This window comes from Thermopolyspora flexuosa, from assembly GCF_006716785.1.
In the GTDB taxonomy this organism is placed as follows: domain Bacteria; phylum Actinomycetota; class Actinomycetes; order Streptosporangiales; family Streptosporangiaceae; genus Thermopolyspora; species Thermopolyspora flexuosa.
In genome coordinates this window covers 205,892-221,360 of sequence record NZ_VFPQ01000001.1, presented here as the reverse complement: position 1 = coordinate 221,360, position 15,469 = coordinate 205,892, and the positions used below count along the sequence as shown (strand labels likewise).

Annotated in this window: 19 protein-coding genes and 1 tRNA gene; 12 read left to right on the top strand and 8 right to left on the bottom strand. The window is 69.2% G+C overall.

The window, feature by feature from the left end; all coding sequences use genetic code 11:
- Nucleotides 1-1,253: 1,253 nt before the first annotated feature.
- The gene (locus tag FHX40_RS01000) at nt 1,254-1,655 is read right to left on the bottom strand and encodes an NUDIX hydrolase (protein ID WP_373286896.1); all 402 of its coding nucleotides are present in this window, start codon (nt 1,653-1,655) and stop codon (nt 1,254-1,256) included.
- A gap of 90 nt (nt 1,656-1,745) precedes the next feature.
- Here FHX40_RS01000 and FHX40_RS00995 point away from each other — a divergent pair, with 90 nt between their 5' ends.
- From FHX40_RS00995 to FHX40_RS00955, 11 genes are all read left to right on the top strand, one after another.
- A complete protein-coding gene (locus FHX40_RS00995; RefSeq protein WP_142257852.1) occupies nt 1,746-2,537 on the top strand; it encodes a GntR family transcriptional regulator in 792 nt (263 codons plus the stop codon).
- A gap of 90 nt (nt 2,538-2,627) precedes the next feature.
- Nucleotides 2,628-2,957 (top strand): SCO3933 family regulatory protein, encoded by a 330-nt coding sequence (locus FHX40_RS00990; protein WP_142257851.1) that lies wholly within the window; start codon nt 2,628-2,630, stop codon nt 2,955-2,957.
- A complete protein-coding gene (locus FHX40_RS00985) occupies nt 2,957-3,145 on the top strand; it encodes a hypothetical protein (protein WP_211350124.1) in 189 nt (62 codons plus the stop codon). The genes FHX40_RS00990 and FHX40_RS00985 overlap by 1 nt, the downstream gene beginning before the upstream one ends.
- Nucleotides 3,146-3,243: 98 nt before the next feature.
- A complete protein-coding gene (locus tag FHX40_RS00980; protein WP_142257850.1) occupies nt 3,244-4,644 on the top strand; it encodes an FtsK/SpoIIIE domain-containing protein in 1,401 nt (466 codons plus the stop codon).
- Between the two features lie 299 nt (nt 4,645-4,943).
- Nucleotides 4,944-5,711: a DUF2637 domain-containing protein gene (locus FHX40_RS00975; RefSeq protein WP_142257849.1), complete on the top strand. Its 768-nt coding sequence runs from the start codon at nt 4,944-4,946 to the stop codon at nt 5,709-5,711.
- Nucleotides 5,712-5,796: 85 nt separating this feature from the next.
- On the top strand, nt 5,797-6,099 hold the full coding sequence (locus tag FHX40_RS00970) for a hypothetical protein (protein WP_142257848.1): 303 nt from the start codon (nt 5,797-5,799) through the stop codon (nt 6,097-6,099).
- 356 nt (nt 6,100-6,455) lie between these two features.
- Complete coding sequence (locus tag FHX40_RS24860) at nt 6,456-6,593, top strand: hypothetical protein (protein ID WP_170198670.1); 138 nt, start codon at nt 6,456-6,458, stop codon at nt 6,591-6,593.
- A 33-nt stretch (nt 6,594-6,626) separates the two neighbouring features.
- Nucleotides 6,627-6,764 carry a hypothetical protein gene (locus tag FHX40_RS24855; protein WP_170198669.1) on the top strand — a complete coding sequence of 46 codons (138 nt, stop codon included), beginning with the start codon at nt 6,627-6,629 and terminating at the stop codon, nt 6,762-6,764.
- Nucleotides 6,765-6,980: 216 nt separating this feature from the next.
- Nucleotides 6,981-8,354 (top strand): replication initiator, encoded by a 1,374-nt coding sequence (locus tag FHX40_RS00965; RefSeq protein WP_142257847.1) that lies wholly within the window; start codon nt 6,981-6,983, stop codon nt 8,352-8,354.
- Nucleotides 8,344-8,526: a helix-turn-helix transcriptional regulator gene (locus tag FHX40_RS00960; RefSeq protein ID WP_244941576.1), complete on the top strand. Its 183-nt coding sequence runs from the start codon at nt 8,344-8,346 to the stop codon at nt 8,524-8,526. The genes FHX40_RS00965 and FHX40_RS00960 overlap by 11 nt, the downstream gene beginning before the upstream one ends.
- Complete coding sequence (locus FHX40_RS00955) at nt 8,526-9,737, top strand: site-specific integrase (protein WP_211350123.1); 1,212 nt, start codon at nt 8,526-8,528, stop codon at nt 9,735-9,737. The genes FHX40_RS00960 and FHX40_RS00955 overlap by 1 nt, the downstream gene beginning before the upstream one ends.
- 74 nt (nt 9,738-9,811) lie before the next feature.
- On the opposite strand, the gene FHX40_RS00950 is transcribed toward FHX40_RS00955, so the two are convergent.
- The 7 genes from FHX40_RS00950 to galU all read right to left on the bottom strand — a co-directional run bounded on the left by FHX40_RS00950 (nt 9,812) and on the right by galU (nt 14,849).
- Nucleotides 9,812-9,885, bottom strand: a tRNA-Ala gene (locus FHX40_RS00950).
- Between the two features lie 49 nt (nt 9,886-9,934).
- Complete coding sequence (gene sepX / locus FHX40_RS00945) at nt 9,935-10,765, bottom strand: divisome protein SepX/GlpR (protein ID WP_142257844.1); 831 nt, start codon at nt 10,763-10,765, stop codon at nt 9,935-9,937.
- A gap of 151 nt (nt 10,766-10,916) precedes the next feature.
- Complete coding sequence (locus FHX40_RS00940; RefSeq protein WP_142257843.1) at nt 10,917-11,546, bottom strand: GNAT family N-acetyltransferase; 630 nt, start codon at nt 11,544-11,546, stop codon at nt 10,917-10,919.
- Between the two features lie 97 nt (nt 11,547-11,643).
- Nucleotides 11,644-12,123 (bottom strand): MogA/MoaB family molybdenum cofactor biosynthesis protein, encoded by a 480-nt coding sequence (locus tag FHX40_RS00935; protein ID WP_142257842.1) that lies wholly within the window; start codon nt 12,121-12,123, stop codon nt 11,644-11,646.
- On the bottom strand, nt 12,120-12,620 hold the full coding sequence (moaC, locus tag FHX40_RS00930; RefSeq protein WP_142257841.1) for a cyclic pyranopterin monophosphate synthase MoaC: 501 nt from the start codon (nt 12,618-12,620) through the stop codon (nt 12,120-12,122). Before moaC ends, FHX40_RS00935 begins: the two co-directional genes overlap by 4 nt.
- 75 nt (nt 12,621-12,695) lie before the next feature.
- Nucleotides 12,696-13,892: a molybdotransferase-like divisome protein Glp gene (gene glp, locus FHX40_RS00925; RefSeq protein WP_142261462.1), complete on the bottom strand. Its 1,197-nt coding sequence runs from the start codon at nt 13,890-13,892 to the stop codon at nt 12,696-12,698.
- A gap of 51 nt (nt 13,893-13,943) precedes the next feature.
- A complete protein-coding gene (galU, locus tag FHX40_RS00920; RefSeq protein ID WP_142257840.1) occupies nt 13,944-14,849 on the bottom strand; it encodes a UTP--glucose-1-phosphate uridylyltransferase GalU in 906 nt (301 codons plus the stop codon).
- 24 nt (nt 14,850-14,873) lie between these two features.
- Here galU and FHX40_RS00915 point away from each other — a divergent pair, with 24 nt between their 5' ends.
- Complete coding sequence (locus FHX40_RS00915) at nt 14,874-15,455, top strand: 5-formyltetrahydrofolate cyclo-ligase (RefSeq protein WP_142257839.1); 582 nt, start codon at nt 14,874-14,876, stop codon at nt 15,453-15,455.
- Nucleotides 15,456-15,469 lie beyond the last annotated feature (14 nt).

Here is a 15,469-nt window from a genome sequence, read left to right as displayed (position 1 = left end):
GGAGGTGGCCCTCGACCTGTGGAGCTAAGGGGATTTGAACCCCTGACCCCCTCGATGCGAAAGAAAGGCAGGTAGCTCTTTGGGGCGTTTCTGCCCAGGTAGAGCGGTGGTTGGAGAGCGTTTCTGGTTGGTCGAGCAAGACGGCGTTGCTGTACTCCGCTGCTGTACCAGCTGTCGTCCTTCGCAGGATTGGTGAGGACACCAGCTTGAGTGCACAGGTAGATGTGAACCTGCGAAAGATCGCCGGGTACCACCCCATAGCCCCGGTGCTGCGAAGCCAGCAAGCGCGTGACACGAGCGGGCGTATCACCTATTAAATCCGGGTGGCGTCCTCGAAGTAATGCGCAAGCGATTTGACTAGCTCGCCGCAGCACGCTTTTGCCCAGGTGTCCAGCAGACCCTTCCCATCTGCCCTGATCTTCCCGTCTGCCGTCGGCCCGCCCCGCCAGGGGCAGCGGGCCGGCGACGGAGTGTCAAGCTCGGCATCGCATGTCCCTTGGCCGGTGACCTTCCGCGTGGGCTGTTGTCCTCCGGTGCTGCCGAGCTTGACACGCAGGAGCCGGTCTGCTGGGCTTGCCCGGGCCGATGGCAGGCGGGACGATCAGGGCTTCCACCTCAGCCCTCACGGTCATCCACCACAAGATCGCGATCTTCCCGGAGCCGGAGGCCCCCGCCGGAGGCAAAAAACAGACCTTCCCCGCACCCACCCGGCCCCGTTCCCGATCCTCCCTTCCTTTTCTCCTTGCTTTGTGTCTCTGGGCGTCGTTCGCCTGGTCATGCCGTGCGCTGGGCTCAAGGACAGGGCATTGCGCCATGCTGTGGTTCACCCGCGTGGAAACAGGCCTGGTCGTCGCGGGTGGGTCTGCTGCCGTGCTCGTGGCCACGCCGCTTGCGGCGTGGGCCGCGCCGCCGCCGGCGGGACCGGCCCCGGGCCGCAGCCCGCCGGCGAGCGGGCGCGAGCCCGGCACCTGGCTGTGTGGGTGTGCTCTCGATCGGGGAGAGCAAGGCCGCCGGGTCCGCAGGCTGCGTGTGTGAGTGTGCTGGTTGGGTCCGCAGCGGTGGTGTCACGGGCAAAGGTGCTTGGTGCCTTGGGTGTTGTGGCCGGTTGGCGTTCGGCGGTGCCGCGGCTTGTCGCGGGCGCCCGTGTGGCGGGTGCGACGGTGCTTGGTCTAAGGCTGTTTGGTTCCTGCTGCCTGGTGTTCCCCCGCCGCTTGCGGCGGGCTTGACGACGTATGGAAATTCGTAACGCGCTGTTAGACGAGGTGCGTGCCGTCGTGCTCTCTGATGGCGGGCGTGCCGTCGTGCAATGCGTCCAGTACGCGGACTGCGAAGGCCTCCGTGACCATCTCTGACACCTCATCGGGCGTGGCCCAATGGAAGTCCCGGACCTCGTCGTTCAGCGTGAGGCTTCCGCCCGTCGCCTTGCATCTGAAGACCAGAGCGATGATGCCTCGAGCCATGTTCTTGTAGACACCGGTGAGGGCGACCGGTTCCACGGTGAGACCCGTCTCCTCGAGAACCTCGCGACGCAGGCCCTCAGTGATCCCTTCTGAGATCTCCAACACACCACCGGGTGCCTGCCACTGGCCGTTGTCGGCGCGTTGGGTCAGCAGCACGCGGCCACGGTCATCGACGATGACCCCCGCGACGCTCACAGAGTGTCGAGCATCTGCCCTCATCGTTGGTGTCCCTTCTGCGGATAGGCTGAACAGTAGTAGACGTCTGGACGAGTCAAGGAGTACGGCATGGCGGGCCCTGAGATTCTTGCCCGGCAGATTGACCAGGCAAGTGATCGTGCGGTGTTCCGTCAGATCGCTGACCACCTGCGTGAGGCCATCCTGAACGGCCGTTTGCGCGCGGGTGACAAGCTGCCCTCTGAGGCACAGCTCATGGAGCACTACAACGTGGCCCGCATGACCGTGCGCCAGGCCATTCAGGAGCTCAAGGCGGAAGGGCACGTCGAGTCGCAGCACGGCCGTGGTGTGTTCGTGCGCTCCCGTCCGCCGGTCAAGCGGTTGGCCTCGGATCGCTTCGCTCGACGTCACCGCAAAGAGGGCAAGGCGGCTTTCTTGGCCGAATCGGAGGCCGTGGGCGCGAGAGCAGACGTCGACATGATCCGGGTGAGCGAGGTGCCGGCGCCCGCCGATGTCGCCGAACGTCTCAAGATTCAGACGGGTGAGATCGTCGTTTCCCGGAGTCGGCGCTACCTGCTCGATGGTCGGCCGGTGGAGCTTGCCACGTCGTACATCCCCGTGGACTTGGCGCGCGGTACCCGGATCATGGATGACAACCCCGGGCCCGGCGGGATCTACGAGAGACTCGAAGAGCAGGGGCATCAGCTGGAACGCTTCGTGGAAGACGTGTACACGCGAATGCCCACGCGTGAAGAGGCCCGGTTGTTGTCCCTCGGTGATGGCACTCCAGTTTTCCGGCTGATCCGTACAGCCTATGACGTCGAAGGTCGCGCCGTGGAGGTTTGTGACACGATCATGCGCGGCGACGCCTATCAGCTCTCCTACGAACTTCCCGCGCACTAAGGCTTGACGCATGCCGCTCAGCTCCTCTATACATGTTACAACTCCTCTAGACGAGTAGCCGTCTAGCTGATCGATGCGAAGGAGGGCGTCATGCGCAACATCCCGGTGGACATCTCGTCGCTGTCGTTCACCGTCGCCGGTGAGCCGGAGCCGAAGATCATCGATCGGGCGACCGGTGAGATCAAGAAGGACGCCGAGGGGCGGGAGCTGTACACGATCCCGCTGCTGCCTCAGCCGAACGACGACCGGCGCAACCCGGTCATCATGGTCACCTTCCCGTCGGTCGACTTCCCGAGAATCCCCCAGGGCATTCAGGTGCGCCCGGTCGGGCTGTCGGCCTTCTTCTGGCAGATGAACGGGCGCGCGGGCCTCGGGTTCCGCGCCGAGGCGATCCGCCCGGTCGAGGCGGCGAGGGCCTGATGAGCATCGTGGGCCGCGTCTACCTGGAGAAGGGCCGTCCCGTGCGCGTCCTGATCGGGTGGGGTCGGGGTGGTGGCCCGCGCAACGTGCTCGTCGAGCGCGAGGACGGCTCGAAGGTGGTGCGCCCGTTCCGCGGGCTGCGTCGCCTACCGGCTCCCTCTGTCTCGTCGATGGAGCCGCTGTTTTGAACCAGCAGGCTTGGTCCCGGAGCGGTCATAGCTTGGCCGGCTCGGACCGCTCCGGGGTCTCCCAGCCGAATCCAGGAAAGGCATAGGAGGTCTCCAGTATGACCGACCTTTGGGTCTGGGGCCTACTGGCACCGGCATCCGTAGCTGTCGGGCTGTGGGTCTGGCAGCGGATGCATCCGGTGTCGTTCTGGTACCTGGTCGGGTTCCCGCTGCGGATGCTGATGATCTACGGCACCTGGCGCTCGGTCGCCTCCGGCTGCGGGCTGTCGCGCCGTAAGCGCCGCTGGCGTTGGACCTTCCCCGGCCTGGGGGATGAGCCGATGGCAGCGCGTCACGTGGTCACCCTTGACCAGCGCCGCAAGCTCCGGCGCGTCGATGTCGAGCGCGCTCCCCGCATCGGGCTGATCCGCCCCACCCGCCAGGGATTCCAAGTCTCGATCCGCCTGCACAAAGGGCAGACTCCCGAGGACTACGTCCGGGTGCTGGACAAGCTCGCCCACGCCTGGCGGGTCCACTCGGTACGGCTGGCCTCGTGGGAACCGGGCCGCATCGTCCTGGTCGCGACGCTCACCGATCCGCTGGCCAAGGTGCCCTTCCCCGCCGCACCCGATGGGCTGCTGCGGGTCCGGGTCGGCCTTCTGGACACCGGTGAGCCGTTCGTCATCGACTTCCGCACCGTGCCGCACTGGATGATCGTCGGCGCGACCCAAAGCGGGAAGTCCAACCTGATCAACGCTCTGTTCGTCGGGCTGGCACCCCAGCCGGTGGCGCTGGTCGGCTTCGACCTCAAGGGCGGCGTGGAGCTGGCACCGTATGAGCGCCGGCTGAGCGCACTGGCCACCGAGCGAGCCGAGTGCATCGCCCTGCTGGCCGACCTGATCGGCGTCATCAAAGACCGCATGGCCTTGTGCCGCACCTACCGGGTGCGCAACATCTGGCAGCCCGGCCTGCCGGATGCCGAGCGCCCGATCCCGATCGTGCTGCTGGTCGACGAGGTCGCCGAGCTGTTCCTGATGGCCGACAAGAAAAAGGAACAGGAGGAGGTCTCGGCCCTGGCAACCCGGCTGCTTCGGGTGGCCCAGATCGGCCGGGCGTTCGGGATCTACCTGGTGGTCTGCGGTCAGCGTATCGGCTCCGACCTCGGCTCGGGCGTGACCGCGCTCCGCGCCCAGCTCACCGGCAGGATCTGCCACAAGGTCAACGACGAGGAAACCGCCAAGATGGCCCTCGGCGACATGGACCCTGCCGCGCTGGCAGCCGCCCGGAAGATCCCGGCCTCCATGCCCGGCACCTCGGTGGTCATCGGCGCCGATGGCCGCTGGCGGCGCATGCGCTCGGCCTACGTGTCCGAGAACGAGGCCGACGCCGCCGCCGACACCTGGACACACCTGGCACCCTCCTGGGAAGACCTCACCGGACGCGCCTCGGCTGACCCGGTGGATGCCAGCGATGTGACCCCCGAGGAACTGGCCGAGTTCTCGGCTTCGACCTCCGCCTGATTCCTGATCTCCCCGGCTCGGGCATGGCGTGAGCCCTGATCACGCCAGGTCCCTGCCTGATCCATGCCCTCGTCGCCTCACACGGAGGCGCACTCCATGCGCCGCATGGACCTTGCCCAAATGCGCGTGCTCGAAAAGCCCTGCCGCCGGTGCGGCCACCAGAAGGCCGTCCACACCGGAGGCGCGAAAAAGGACGGCTGGGCGATCTACGACCCGACCTGGGCCAACGCCTCCGGCTGGTGCCAGACGCCCGGCTGCACCTGCTCTCGTCGTACCTCATAGCTCGAAGGAGACCCCTGATGCGCCGCGTCAAAGCCGCCTTGGCCGACAACGGGCCGGTGGTGATCCTCGCGGTGATCGCCGCTGTTGGCAGCTTCGACCACATCAGCCACCTGGCCGCTCGGTACGGCCAAACCGGCTGGCGCTCCTGGGCGGTGGCGGTGTGCATCGACCTGATGTGCGTGATGGCCGCCCGCGAACGCCAGCGGGACAAGCGGCTCGGGCGCCGCCCGCGCGGGCCGGTCTCGTGGCCCACGCTGGTGCTCGCCGGCGGCATCACGCTCACCCTGGCGGCCAACCTCGCCCAAGCCCACCCAAGCCCGTGGGGCTGGATCGTGGCCGGAACCCCCGCCGGGGCGTTCCTGATCGCGGTCTCCATGCTCGAGCGCCGCGCTGCCCACGCACACCAGGTCGCCTCACCGGTGGATCAGGCGCGTGGGGTCGCCGTGGTCGACACCGTGCACCGCGATGTGATGCCCGACCTGCAACCCCGCGGTTCGGCCGGTGCGGTGACCTCCGGTGCCCTCGGCCACGGTACGGCCGGACCTCTGGTCGAGGCGGCACCGTCCGGGCGACCAGTCGACAGCCGGGAAGCCCTCGCTGCCGCACCTGACGGTGATATGGAGCCCCAGGTCTCTGAGGCCCTGCTCGAGGACGCCCGCTACATCGCCCAGGAACACGCCCGGCTGCACGGCGAACCGATCAGCCCGGAACAGCTCGGCAAGCGCCTGCGCCTGCCGCCTGCGACCGCACGTCACCTGCTGGCCCGCATCACCACAACCGCCTGACCGGCCTTTGGACACGCCCCGGACCGGGCGTGTCTGGCCCTCCGCAACCTCGCGTTGCTCAACCGCTCCCGAAAGGACTCTGCTCATGTTCACCACTGACAGCACCGTCCGTGCCGAATTCATCGCCGGCCTGCGCCGCCTGGCCGACTTCCTGGCCACCCATCCCAAGGTGCCCGTGCCGAGCGACGGCACCGAGATCAGCATCCACGTCCATGACCGGGCCACCGTCGACCGGATCGCCGCCCTGATCGACCGCCCCGCCAGCGACGGCCTCGACTACCAGACCACCCGTGACTTCGGCCCGATCACCTACCGCGCGGCCGTCCCAGCCCCACCCGCCTACGACTGGGACATCCTGCTCAGCCCGTACGGCCAGGTCACCGCCTGATGCGCCGCTGGGCGATGCGACTGGTGCTGCTGTTCGCCGCCTTCTACATCGTCACCCGCCCGGCCCAAGCCGCCGACACCGCCTCGGCGCTGCTGGTGCTGCTCCACCAGGTCGTCCGACGCCGTCTCGGCCCTGATCACCCAACTCAAGCCCTAGGAGGTCCTCATGGCCCGCATCCCAGCTCGAACCCCTCCTCCCGACGGTGGCTCGCTGTGCGCTGACTGCTCCGGAGTCGGCCGCGTCCGTGTCGCCGAGGTCAGGCGCCGACTGTTCATCTTCTGGCGCACCGTCACCTACGTCGACTCCTGCTGGACCTGCAACGGCACCGGTCGTGTCCCGCGATGGAAGGCCCGCCGGTGAGCCTCAACCCTGCCGACCTGCCCGACAGCGCGCTCTACCCGTGCGCCACCTGCGCCGGAACCGGCCGTGACACATCCGGCGAGGACTGCCGCGACTGCAACGGCACCGGCCTGGACACCCACCTCGACCACTGACCGCAACCGCTACCAGCGAAGGGAGAACCACCGATGCGCAAGGACCACGTGATCACGATCGAGTTCGACCAGGGGCGTCCCGGCACCTGGCCCAACGGCGAACCCGCCTCGGTCCGCGAGGCCTACGACGCCCAGCTGGCCCAGCAGGACACCGAAAACAAGAACAGCTGAGCCGACGCCCTTCGTCACAGTCCGACGCCCCCACGGGACGGCCAGAGCTTGGCGGCAACCGCCGTCCCGCGGGGCGTCTCCCCCTTCACGTGTCAGCGAAGGAGCCACAAGTATGCCTTGCTTGCTGCCTCCTGCCCAACCTCTAGCCGTGGGCGGCCTCGGCTGCCTCGACACTGACAAGCACCTCGTTGTTATCGGCCAACTGGGGCGCGCAGCATGACCGCTGCCGCTACTCTTGCCGAGCTTGCCGAGTCGGCCGTTCGTGACCTGGCCCGGTACTCGGTCGCCGACCTGGTTCGCTGGATCGATCAGGCCACGCGCCTTCGCGGCTGCGCCGAACCGGTACGGCTGACCGGCGAGTCGCTCACTGTCGACACCCGCACCGGCGAGGTCCTGCACGCCTACACCACCGCAAGCGAGCCGCATGGGCATCTGCTGGTGCGCTGCGGCAACCGCCGCGCCTCCCGCTGCCCCTCCTGCGCCGAGGTCTACCGGGCCGATACCTACCACCTGCTCAAAGCCGGGCTGCTCGGCGGCAGCAAAGGCGTGCCCGAAACCGTCCGTACTCATCCGCGGGTGCTGGCCACGTTCACCGCTCCGAGCTTCGGCCCGGTCCACCGTGGCCCGGACAAGACCGGCCGTTCGCCGGTGTGTCACCCGCGTCGCCGTGGTCCTGCCTGCTTTGAGCGGCATGCCGCCGGTGATCCGCGCATCGGTCAGCCCCTCGACCCTGACACCTACGACTACGTCGGGCATGTGCTGTGGAACGCCAACGCCGGCGACCTGTGGCGGCGTTTCACGATCTACCTGCGTCGTCACCTGGCTGCCGCCGCCGGGCTGACACAGGCCGAATTCGCCCGGCAGGTCAAGGTCTCCTATGCCAAGGTCGCCGAATACCAGGCTCGCGGAGTGGTCCACTTCCACGCTGTGATCCGCCTGGATGGGCGCGGTGAGGGTGATGCGATCGTCCCTCCCCCGTCCTGGGCCACCGTCGATCTGCTCACCCGTGCGATCACCACTGCCGCAGCCGCCGTGCATCTCGAGGCACCCGACCTCGGCCAGCCCACGCGACGCCTTTGCTGGGGCGAACAGCTCGACATCCGCCCTATCGATACCGGCGACCTGGACGACGGCGAGCTGACCGAGACCAAGGTCGCCGGCTACATCGCCAAGTACGCCGTCAAGGCCGCCGAAGCCGCCGGGACCGTGGATCGGCGTCTCAACCGGGCCGACCTTCGCCGACTTGGCGAGCTGGGCGTCACCGAGCATGCCGCCCGGCTGATCCGCACCGCCTGGGAGCTGGGCAACCCTGCCGCCTATCCCGAGTTGGCGAATCTGCGGCTACGGCAGTGGGCGCACATGCTTGGCTTTCGCGGCCACTTCTCGACCAAAAGCCGCGCCTACTCGACCACGCTCGGCGCGCTGCGTCAGGCCCGAGTCGACTACTGCCGCACCCTGCGCGCCCAGGGCTCCCACGATCCCGAAACCACCCTGGTGCTCGCTCACTGGCGTTTCGCCGGCCAGGGCTTCACCCCTGGCGAGTCCGCGCTTGCCGCTCTGATCGGAAGGAATGCGCCCCGTGACCCCTGACATGCTCACCGTTCCCGAAGTGATGGCTGCGCTCAAGGTCAGCCGGTGGACCGTCTACAAGCTCATACGCTCGGGTGAGCTGGTCTCGGTGCTCGTCAGCGAGCGGTGTCGCCGTATCCCTCGGTCCGCCTTGGACGCGTACGTGGCCCGGCTGTGTGAGGAGGCCGCCTGATGGGTCGGCGTGCCAACGGCGAGGGTTCGATCTTCCCGTACCGGAACGGTTGGGCCGGGTACGTCTGGGTGACCACGCCGGAAGGCAAGAAGACCCGCAAATGGGTCTACGGCCAGTCGCGTGAGGAAGCTCACAGTAAGTGGATCAAGCTGCATGCCCAGGCGACCCGTGGGCCGATCGCGAGCAAGGTGCCCACGCTCGGCGCCTACCTGGACTACTGGGTTCGGGACGTCGTCGAGCCGAACCTCGCGCCGTCGACGGTGGCGAACTACGAGATGTTCGCCCGGCTGTACATCAAGCCCGATCTCGGCCGCAAACGGCTCGATCGGCTTTCCGTGCGTGACGTGCAGAGCTGGTGCACCCGGCTGCGCAAGACCTGCCAGTGCTGCGCCCAGGGCAAGGACGCCCGCCGGCATGAAAGTGATCGCAAGTGCTGCGCGGTGGGCTCCTGCTGTCGGCAGCTCCCCTCCGACCGGACCGTCCGGGACGCTTGGGCCGTGCTGCGGGCCGCGCTGAACAACGCGGTCCGCGAAGAGCTGATCGCCAGGAACGTTGCGGCTCTGATACGGGTACCCAAGCCTCGCCGAAGGAAGATCAAGCCTTGGACGGTCGACGAAGCCCGGCGATTCCTGGAGTCCGCCCGTACCCGCCGTGATCCGCTCTATGCCGCGTACGTGCTCATCCTCGTTCTCGGTCTCCGGCGCGGCGAGGTCCTCGGACTCCGGTGGGAGGACGTCGACCTGGACAACGCCGAAATCAGCATCGGATGGCAGCTTCAGCGGGTCCGTGGACGGCTGTACCACCGGGAGACCAAGACCGAGTCCTCAGACGCCGTGCTGCCGCTCGTAGAGCCGTGCGTGGCCGCTCTACGGGACCGGCGGGCAGAGCAGAACGCGGCCCGTCTGAGGGCCGGCCGCGACTGGGTTGAGACCGGCCTGGTCTTCACGACCGTGACCGGTCGGCCGGTGGAGCCGCGGAACTTCAACCGGAGCTTCGCCGCCGCGATCAGGCATGCCCAGGTGCCGCGCATCCCCTTGCACGCCACCCGCAAGACGTGCGCCTCCCTGCTCGTCGCGCTCGACGTCCACCCGAGGATCGTGATGCAGATCCTTCGCCACAGCCAGATCGGCGTCACGATGAACGTCTACAGCGAGGTGTACTCCGAGGAGACGCTCGAGGCGCTCAGGAAGCTGGGCAGGCGGCTGGCGTAGCCGTTGCTGTACTTGCTGCTGTACAGACACCCAGAGGGCCACTTCCGAAGATCGGAAGTGGCCCCTGACCTGGGTGGAGCTAAGGGGATTTGAACCCCTGACCCCCTCGATGCGAACGAGGTGCGCTACCGGACTGCGCTATAGCCCCAAGGACGCGACCAGAGTAGCAAACTTTCGGGGGTGCTCGCGCCAGGGATTCAGTCCCCGACGGCGCGGCGCGGCGGATCCGCGTACTGGTCGAAGAGCTCGGCATGCCGCGGGCCCTGGAATTCGAGCACGTCGGCGGTGGTCTGCCGGGCGGCGAGGGCCTCGCGGCGGCGCCGGGCGCGCTCGGCGCGGAGGCGGGCGGCCTGGGCCCGCCGTTCCGCGTCGATGCGGGCGGCGACGCGGAGCATGACGAGGTAGCCGAGGAGGAGGACGACGGACGGGATCACGCCCCACCAGGAGACCACGCCGGTGGCGGCGGTCACGGTGGAGGCGAGGACGAGGAGGACGGACCAGAACAGGCGCCGGCGGCGGCGCGCGATGATGCGGGCGCGGCGGCGCTGGGCGGCGCGGCGGCGGGCGGCTCGGGAGGACATGGACGGCGTGCTCGAGGTGTTGTCGCCGGGTTCGGGGGAGAGGGCGGCCTGGGATGCTGCGGTGTCGGACCGGACGCCGGAGCTCAGGTCGGCGCCGGTGTCGGCGTCGCTCCGGTCCCCGGTCCGGGCGGCGCCGGACCCGGAGGAGCCGCCGCCCGGGTACGCCGCGGACCCGGCGGTGGACCGGGACGCGGAGCCGGGGGCGTCGTCGACGAGGGTGTCGCCGCCGCTTTCGTCACGGATCTCCTCGGAGGTCTCGTCGCGGGACTGATCACTGTTATCGTCGCGGGTGGAGCCGCCGGTGTCACCCGCGGAGTCGTCGGCGGTGTCCTCGGCGAAGACGGGCACGAGCTCACCCTCGTCCGTACGGTCCCGGCGCAGCCACATCGGGACCAGGACGCACAGCCACATCAGGACGATGGCGAGATAAAGGAATACGCTACCCATGGCACCGCCTCCGGGCAGCGTGAACACATCCTGGGTCTTTTGCCGTCACCGATGTGCTCACGTCACGCACCGTAAGACTGTGTGTCATTGATTGACGAGTATTCGGTGCGGTGTGTCGCGAGATCGGCAAGGCTGTTAACGCACTGGTCATTCAGGAGCCGTCGCGAGCAGCCGCCTCCCGGGTACGCCGCCACTGCGCCAAAAGGCCGTTCGGCACGTCCTCCAGCGTCAGCGCGTAGCAGATGTGGTCTCGCCAGGCGCCGTTGATGTGCAGTTGACGTCGGCGTAGGCCCTCCTCCCGGAAACCGAGCTTCTCCACCACCCTACGGCTGGCGTGGTTTTCCGGACGGATATTGGCCTCCAGGCGATGTAGACCCGTGGTAAAGAAACAGTGGTCAACGGCCATGGCGAGCGCGGTCGGAATGATGCCGCGACCGGCGAGCGCCTTGTCGATCCAGTAACCGACCTGGGCGGAACGGGCGGCTCCCCACGTGATGCCGCCGATCGTGAGCTGTCCGGCGAAACGCCCCTCGTAGGTCACCACCCAGGGCATGGCGAGGCCCTGCCGCGCCTCCCGGCGCAGCGTGCCCACCATGGCGATGTACGGCCCCAGGCCGGTGCGGTAGAGCGGCGTCTCCGGATTCGTGGGCTCCCATGGGCGCAACCACTCGATGTTGCGCAGCCGCGTCTCACGCCAGACCCGTACGTCACGGAGCCGGATGGGCCGTAGGCCGACCGGCCCCTCCGTCAGGGTCACCGGCCAACCGCGAAGTCGATCCACCTGTCAATCATCCCCCTGCGACCGCCGATCCGCCACGCCGTCCTCCTTTGCCACGAATTCTCCCTATTCGGGACGGCGGCGTTCAGCCCGTGGACGCTCAGCCCCGCGGATGGTCGCCGCCGTGGATCTGGTCGACCGCGTGCCGCAGGATCGGCGCGAGTACGGCCATGCCGTCCTTGACGCCGCCCGACGAGCCCGGGAGGTTCACGATCAGGGTGCGGCCCGCCACGCCGGCGAGGCCGCGCGACAGGATCGAGGTGGGCACCTTATCCCGGTTGACCTGCCGGATCGCCTCGGCGATGCCGGGGATCTCCCGGTCGAGCACCCGCCGGGTCATCTCGGGGGTGAGGTCGGTGGGGGTGAGCCCGGTGCCACCGGTGGTGACGATCACGTCGTAGCCGTCGCGCACGCCGTCGCGCAGCGCGGTCTCGACCGCCTCGCCGTCGGGGATGACGAGCGGGCCGTCCACCTGCTCGCAGCCCGCGTCCTCCAGCAGCGAGACGAGCAGCGGGCCGGATTTGTCCGGATAGATGCCTTTGGATGCCCGGTTGGAGACCGTGATCGCGAGCGCCCTCACGAGGACGCCTCCGGGCCCTCGGCGGCGGCGTCCCGGGTCCACACGCCGGTCTTGCCGCCGGTCTTCTCCTCCACCCGCACGTCGCTGATGACGGCCGCCGGGTCCACGGCCTTGACCATGTCGATGAGCGCGAGCGCGGCCACGCTGACCGCGGTGAGCGCCTCCATCTCCACGCCGGTGCGGTCGGCGGTCTTCACCCGGGCGGAGATCTCCACGCCCGAGTCGACCACCGTCAGGTCGACCTTGACGCCGTGCAGCGCGATCGGGTGGCACAGCGGGATGAGGTCCGGGGTGCGCTTGGCGCCCTGGATGCCGGCGATGCGGGCCACGCCGAGCGCGTCGCCCTTGGGCACCTCGCCGGAACGCAGCAGCGCCACCGCCTCCGGCGACAGCAGCACGCGGCCGGTGGCGCGAGCCGTGCGCACGGTCACGTCCTTCGCGGACACGTCGACCATGCGGGCCGCACCGGTCTCGTCGATATGGGTCAGCCCACGCATATCGCCCTCCTGACCGGCCGCCGCCGGCAGTCGCTCAACCGTACGAATACCCCAGATCGTACGTCGGGCGCGTGCTCAGAGGGGAATGACCCGGACCGTGGCGCCCTTGGGCACCTCGGTGACGTCCTCGGGCACGACGATGAGCGCGTTCGCCGCGGCGAGCGCGCCGAGCTGGTGCGACCCCTGGCCGCGCACCGGCGACACCACGTCGCCGTCGAGCACGCCGCGCAGGAACGAGCGCTTGCCCTTGGGCGAGCGCAGCGGCGCGTCCACGGTCGCGGGCACGGTCTTCGGCGGGCCCGCGGGCAGGCCGCGCATCTTGTCCAGCGCGGGCCGGACGAACAGCACGAACGACACGAACGCCGACACCGGGTTGCCCGGCAGGCAGAAGATCGGCACCCGGTCCTCGCCGACCACGCCGAACCCCTGTGGCATGCCGGGCTGCATCGCGACCTTGTCGAACCGCACCGTGCCGAGCGGGGCGAGCGCCTCCTTGACCGGCTCGTACGCGCCCATCGACACCCCGCCGCTGGTGATCACCACGTCGGCCCGCACCAGCTGGGACTCCAGCCGGTCGAGGAACACGGCCGGGTCGTCGGTCACCGCCTCGGCGCGGTACGCCTCGGCCCCGGCCTGCCGTACCGCGCCGCAGAGGGTGTAGCTGTTCGACTCGTAGATCTTGCCGGGGGCCAGCGGCTCGCCCGGCGGCACGAGCTCCGCGCCGGTCGACATCACGACCACGCGCGGGCGCGGCAGCACCCGCGCCCGGCGCCGCCCCACCCCGGCGAGGATGCCGAGCTGGGCCGGGCCGATCGGCGTCCCGGCCGGGAGCACGACCTGGCCGGGCCGGACGTCCTCGCCGGCCCGGCGGATCGCGTTGCCCGGCTCGGGCGCGCGGCGGATCGCCACGCGCACCGTGCCGCCGTCGGTCCACTCCACCGGCACGACCGCGTCGGCGCCGCCGGGGACCGGGGCGCCGGTCATGATGCGTGCGGCCATGCCGCGGCCCACCGCGTACGTGCGTCCGTCCCCGGCCGCCACGTCGTCCATCACCGGCAACACGACCGGGCGCGTCTCGGACGCGCCGGCCACGTCCTCGGCCCGCACCGCGTAGCCGTCCATCGCGGAGTTGTCGAACGGCGGCAGCGGCAGCGGGGAGGTGACGTTCTCGGCGAGTACGGTGCCGAGCGCCTGGTCGAGATCGAGCTCGAGCGGGGTGACCGCCCGCACGGTCGCGAGGATCTCCTCCAGGTGCCGGTCGACGGGCTTCAGCGTGACGCCGTCACCGGGGCGTCGGGGATCGTGCACGTTGCCTATTGTGGCCTACCGGACCCGCTCCTCCACGAAGCGGCGCAGCCACGGCAGGAACTCGGGCGCGAGATCCTCGCGTTCCGCGGCGAACGTCACCACGGTGCGCAGGTACTCGGCCTTGTTGCCGGTGTCGTAGCGACGCCCGCGGAACAGCACGCCGTGGACGGGGCCGCCCTCGTCACGGTCCCGTCCCGCGAGCGTGAGCAGGGCGTCGGTGAGCTGGATCTCGCCGCCGCGGCCGGGCTTGGTCTCCTCCAGCACCTCGAAGACCGCCGGGTCGAGCACGTAGCGGCCGATCACCGCCCAGTTCGACGGGGCGTCCTCCGGGGCGGGCTTCTCCACCAGGTTGGTGACCCGCACCACGTCATCCTCCTCGGTGGGGGCGATCGCGGCGCAGCCGTACAGCGAGACCTGGTCCTTCGGTACCTCCATCAGCGCCACCACGCTGCCGCCGTACCGCCTGCGCACCTCGATCATGCGCTTGAGCAGCGGGTCGCGCGGGTCGATCAGGTCGTCACCGAGCAGACAGGCGAAAGGGTGGTCGCCCACGTGCTGCTTGGCGCACAGCACCGCGTGGCCGAGGCCCTTCGGCTCGCCCTGCCGTACGTAGTGCACGGTGGCGAGGTCGGCCGTCTCCAGCACCTGTGACAGCCGTACCTCGTCCCCCTTTGCGGCGAGCGCCTCCTCCAGCTCGTACGCTCGGTCGAAATGGTCCTCGATGGAACGCTTGTTCCGGCCCGTGACCAGCAGCACGTCGAGGAGTCCGGCGTCCACCGCCTCCTCGACCACATACTGAATGGCCGGCTTGTCGACGATGGGCAGCATCTCTTTCGGCGTTGCCTTGGTGGCGGGGAGGAATCGTGTTCCGAGACCCGCCGCGGGGATGACGGCTTTCGTCACAGTGTCGAAGTCAGCCATGCATTGACTTTAATGGAGGGGCTTATGGAGAAGCGGGAGTGGCGTCGCCGAATCCTGGAGAGGCGGGCCACGGTGAAGGACCCGCAGGGCGCCGCGGCCGCGATCAGAGAGTCGCTTCTCGACCAGCCGTGGGTGCAGATGGCGGGGCTGGTCGCGTGTTATTGGTCCTTCGGCACCGAGCCCTCCACCCACGGCCTCGTTTACGCGTTGTGGAAGCACGGCGCGACCGTGATGCTGCCGGTTTTGCGCCCTGACAACGATCTTGACTGGGCGGTTTACGACGGCCCGGACTCCCTCGCCCCGGGGAGAAACGGCCTGCTCGAGCCGGTCGACACCCGCCGCGGCGTGGACGCGATCCGCACCGCCGCGCTCGTCATCGTGCCCGCCCTCGCGGTCGACCGGACCACCGGGGTACGGCTCGGCCGGGGCGGCGGCTCGTACGACCGGGCGCTCGCCCGGGTGGGCCCGAACGTGCCCACGGTGGCCCTGCTGCACGAGGGCGAGCTGGTCGACGGCGTGCCCGCCGAGCCCCACGACCAGCCCGTCCGGTACGCCGCACTCCCCTCGGGAATCGTGAGGGTCGGGCGGGTCGAGGCGGCGACGTAACGGAAATTACGTGG